This window comes from Escherichia sp. AM3, assembly GCF_032029835.1.
Lineage (GTDB): Bacteria > Pseudomonadota > Gammaproteobacteria > Enterobacterales > Enterobacteriaceae > Escherichia > Escherichia coli.
Window position 1 is genome coordinate 1 of record NZ_JAVUPQ010000134.1, and the last position, 4,249, is coordinate 4,249.

7 protein-coding genes are annotated in these 4,249 nt (G+C 46.2%); 3 read left to right on the forward strand and 4 right to left on the reverse strand.

Features of this window, described 5'->3' with window-relative positions; genetic code table 11:
• Both RTW80_RS31665 and dgcZ read left to right on the forward strand, forming a co-directional pair.
• Positions 1-57 (forward strand): IS1 family transposase, encoded by a 57-nt coding sequence (locus RTW80_RS31665; RefSeq protein ID WP_003032489.1) that lies wholly within the window; start codon positions 1-3, stop codon positions 55-57.
• 136 nt (positions 58-193) lie between these two features.
• Positions 194-1,084: a diguanylate cyclase DgcZ gene (gene dgcZ / locus RTW80_RS22655; RefSeq protein WP_063119072.1), complete on the forward strand. Its 891-nt coding sequence runs from the start codon at positions 194-196 to the stop codon at positions 1,082-1,084.
• Positions 1,085-1,198: 114 nt separating this feature from the next.
• Here the strand turns inward: dgcZ and mgtT are convergent, their stop codons facing one another.
• From mgtT to ydeE, 3 genes are all read right to left on the reverse strand, one after another.
• Positions 1,199-1,303 carry a protein MgtT gene (gene mgtT, locus RTW80_RS22660; RefSeq protein WP_211180496.1) on the reverse strand — a complete coding sequence of 35 codons (105 nt, stop codon included), beginning with the start codon at positions 1,301-1,303 and terminating at the stop codon, positions 1,199-1,201.
• Positions 1,303-1,398, reverse strand: coding sequence for a protein MgtS (gene mgtS / locus RTW80_RS22665; RefSeq protein WP_000901367.1), 96 nt, complete (start codon positions 1,396-1,398; stop codon positions 1,303-1,305). The genes mgtT and mgtS overlap by 1 nt, the downstream gene beginning before the upstream one ends.
• 126 nt (positions 1,399-1,524) lie before the next feature.
• Positions 1,525-2,712, reverse strand: coding sequence for an efflux MFS transporter YdeE (gene ydeE / locus RTW80_RS22670; protein ID WP_001054189.1), 1,188 nt, complete (start codon positions 2,710-2,712; stop codon positions 1,525-1,527).
• A gap of 194 nt (positions 2,713-2,906) precedes the next feature.
• On the opposite strand from ydeE, the gene eamA reads away from it, so the two are divergent.
• The gene (gene eamA / locus RTW80_RS22675) at positions 2,907-3,806 is read left to right on the forward strand and encodes an O-acetylserine/cysteine exporter (RefSeq protein ID WP_000087216.1); all 900 of its coding nucleotides are present in this window, start codon (positions 2,907-2,909) and stop codon (positions 3,804-3,806) included.
• A 44-nt stretch (positions 3,807-3,850) separates the two neighbouring features.
• Here the strand turns inward: eamA and RTW80_RS22680 are convergent.
• On the reverse strand, positions 3,851-4,249 hold a 399-nt coding region (locus tag RTW80_RS22680; protein WP_259472908.1), incomplete at its 5' end, for a UTRA domain-containing protein.

Below are 4,249 nucleotides of genomic sequence, written 5' to 3' on the forward strand. Positions count from 1 at the left end.
GTGGAGCTGCATGACAAAGTCATCGGGCATTATCTGAACATAAAACACTATCAATAAGTTGGAGTCATTACCTAAATCACAATGTTATCTCAGAGATGACTCATAACTTCGGATTTCTATGAAAATATTGACGTAATTTTGCTTTTCTCTCGTTAGAATAGCGCGCACAAGGAACTGTGAAAAAGGAGTGGCAATGATCAAGAAGACAACGGAAATTGATGCCATCTTGTTAAATCTCAATAAGGCTATCGATGCCCACTACCAGTGGCTGGTGAGTATGTTTCACAGCGTGGTCGCGAGAGATGCCAGTAAGCCAGAAATAACGGATAACCATTCTTATGGACTGTGCCAGTTTGGTCGGTGGATTGATCATCTGGGGCCACTCGATAACGATGAATTACCTTACGTTCGGCTAATGGATTCTGCCCATCAACATATGCATAACTGTGGTCGGGAATTAATGCTGGCTATTGTTGAAAATCACTGGCAGGACGCGCATTTCGACGCCTTTCAGGAGGGGGTGTTTTCTTTTACTGCGGCATTAACCGATTACAAAATTTATTTGCTGACGATCCGTAGCAATATGGATGTTTTGACGGGATTGCCGGGGCGTCGGGTTCTTGATGAATCCTTTGATCATCAGTTACGCAACGCTGAGCCTCTGAATCTTTATTTAATGTTGTTGGATATTGACCGATTTAAATTGGTTAATGATACCTACGGGCATTTAATCGGCGATGTAGTATTACGCACCCTGGCAACTTACTTAGCCAGTTGGACGCGTGATTACGAAACGGTTTATCGCTACGGGGGCGAAGAATTTATCATTATTGTCAAAGCGGCTAATGATGAAGAAGCATGTCGTGCAGGTGTCAGAATTTGCCAGTTAGTCGATAACCATGCCATCACACATTCTGAAGGGCATATCAACATTACCGTGACAGCAGGTGTCAGTCGCGCATTTCCTGAAGAGCCTCTGGATGTGGTCATTGGAAGAGCAGACCGGGCAATGTATGAGGGTAAGCAAACCGGAAGAAACCGCTGCATGTTTATTGACGAACAAAATGTGATTAACCGAGTTTAAGCTCCGTTTAACATTCATTGAGAAAACTGATGCTACTGTGTCAACGATCCGTTATCAGTGCAGGAAAATGCCTGTTAGCGTAAAAGCAAAACACAAATCTATCCATGCAAGCATTCACCGCCGGTTTACTGGCGGTTTTTTTTCGCCGTCATAAAAATCAGGCCCCTTGTACACAACTGTAACAAGGGGCCGGTTAGGTGAGGGATTATCTCCGTTCATTAGTCATCCCATTTGTGGCTGAAATACGCGGCCAGAAAACCAGAAAATAAAATTATTCCCAGTACGGCCATAAAAACATTCATATTACCCAGCATTATTTGCCTCCGTTTATGGTGTGGTGTGTTTCCTCGCTTACCTTAATTTTCATCTCAATGAGAAAGATATTAGCAGAGGTAACCTAAACGAAGGCTGAATTAAATCTTTATTGTGTTCGACTTAAATCAACAAAGCGCGGGCTGCCCCCACGGTCTTGCTCGAATCCCTTTTAACATCAGCACCCACGCAGCAATGATCACCAACGCTAAGATGACAAACAGCGAGGAAGGCGGCAGGCTGGTTAGCACTACGCCACTCACTAATGGGTTAATCGCGGCACCAAGCCAGCCTAAAGACTGGGCGGAAAAATAGCTGGCTTTCATTCCTGGCGGCGCAATATGGTCAATCAACATATACTCGCCCGGCGCATAAATGATTTCACCGACAGTAAATACCGCAGCTGACATACCCCACAATAGCAGGCTGTTGCCGGAAAAAATAAAACCGACCAGACCGATGACGAAACAGAGGGTGCCTGCTGTCATCAGCGCGCGGATGTTAGCCGGGTTAAGTCGGCGGCCCACGGAATATTGCAACGTAACCACCATGGCAGCATTCACCGGAAGAACAACCGCGACCACCTTTTCGGCAAAATCCCCATCAGCAATCACCATCACATATTGTGAAATGCATGAAGCAAATGCGCCGCTTACAAAAGAAGCCAGAAAACCAGAGCAGGTAAACCACAACAGTGCTTTATCTTGTAATAAAACTTTCGGCGACCAGACACTGCCTGTTTCCGTGGCGATGATTTTCTCGCTGCGCTTTACCCAAATTTGAATGAAAAGCATGGGAAACGCGGAACAGATAGCTGCCAGCCAGAAGGGCAGATTGATGCTCTGCATCACCAACAGCGTGCCGAGCGGCGGACCGATGGTCCAGCCAATGTTTAGCATGGTGTAGTTGATTGAGAAGATTTTCGTTTTGCTGGTGGACGAAAGATTGTCGGCAAACCAGGCTTTCAGCACGGTAGCAAAAACAGAATAGGCGCAGTTAATGAGGGCAAAAAAGAGCACAACCAGCGTCACGTTATTCACTAAAGGAATGGCAATAAAACCGCTGGCGAAGGCGGTAATTGCCAGTAACATATAGCGTTTCTTGTCGAACTTATCCGCCAGGATACCAAAACCGAGGCTAAAAACGACGCCAATAGTGAGCGCAATTGTCATCGCATAACCGATTAGATCGACACTCAGGCTGTACTGGCGACTCAAGTAAATGGTCATAAATGGCAGCGTAGCGCCGCGTCCGATGGTTAATAACAACGACGAGGCAAGAAGGGCGCTGGTAGAGCGTCGTAGGGATAAGTTCATTTGTCTGTCCGGCAGTGCGTTTCGTTATGTTTTGTTTTAGAGATGTAAAGAAATAGCATGGCAAAAATCCGAAGTATAGCGACTTATTTGCGCATTAATGCCGTCGTAACCGGCGACTAACGAATCAACTGTTAAAGAAAAGTAAATTCAGCTAAGTTGATTGCTTACAAAAGATGAAATTCAGAGGCGGTAGAATGTCGCGAAAAGATGGTGTGTTGGCGCTACTGGTAGTGGTCGTATGGGGGCTAAATTTTGTGGTCATCAAAGTGGGGCTTCATAACATGCCACCGCTGATGCTGGCCGGTTTGCGCTTTATGCTGGTCGCTTTTCCGGCCATCTTTTTTGTTGCACGACCGAAAGTACCACTGAATTTGCTCTTGGGGTATGGATTAACCATCAGTTTTGCGCAGTTTGCCTTTCTGTTCTGCGCCATTAACTTTGGTATGCCTGCTGGACTGGCTTCGCTGGTGTTACAGGCACAGGCGTTTTTTACTATCGTGCTTGGCGCGTTTACTTTCGGGGAGCGACTGCATGGCAAACAATTGGCGGGGATCGCCTTAGCGATTTTTGGCGTACTGGTGTTAATCGAAGATAGTCTGAACGGTCAGCATGTGGCGATGCTCGGCTTTATGTTGACCCTGGCTGCAGCATTTAGTTGGGCGTGTGGCAACATCTTCAATAAAAAGATCATGTCGCACTCAACGCGTCCGGCGGTGATGTCGCTGGTAATCTGGAGCGCTTTAATCCCAATCATTCCCTTCTTTGTTGCCTCGCTGATTCTCGATGGTTCCGCATCCATGATTCACAGTCTGGTTACTATTGATATGACCACCATCTTGTCGCTGATGTATCTGGCGTTTGTGGCGACAATTGTTGGTTATGGGATCTGGGGGACGTTACTGGGACGCTATGAAACCTGGCGGGTTGCACCGTTATCGTTACTGGTGCCCGTAGTCGGACTGGCAAGTGCGGCACTATTGTTGGATGAACGCTTAACGGGTCTGCAATTTTTAGGTGCGGTGCTCATTATGACCGGGCTGTATATCAATGTATTTGGCTTGCGGTGGCGTAAAGCGGTAAAGGTTAGAGGCTAAACCATACGCACAGAATGTGATGTCAGCACTCTGTGCGTCTGCTTTTATCGCGGGAAAAAGTACTTTACCTGGAACTCGATAATATTGCTGTAAAGTAACGAATAATCCAGCGGAATAGAGTTACTGTCCACAGCCTGGGTCTGAATTTTAAGTATGGGATCCCGTGGGCTGATCCGTAAAATACTGGCGATTTCTGGGGTAGGAAAAGTAGGGGAGAAAGTTTCATAGGTGCCAATGATTTTGATCCCGCATTCGTTCTCAATATACGAAAATTTGGATTTTTGCATATGTGATACGGTTAAATCAGGAAAACGTGCCACTGACATCCACGTTTCTTCTAATTGTGCCGCATTATCCTCAATGAATCGCAGGTGATGCTGCCAACTTACTGATTTAGTGTATGATGGTGTTTTTGAGGTGCTCCAGTGGCTTCTGTTTCTATC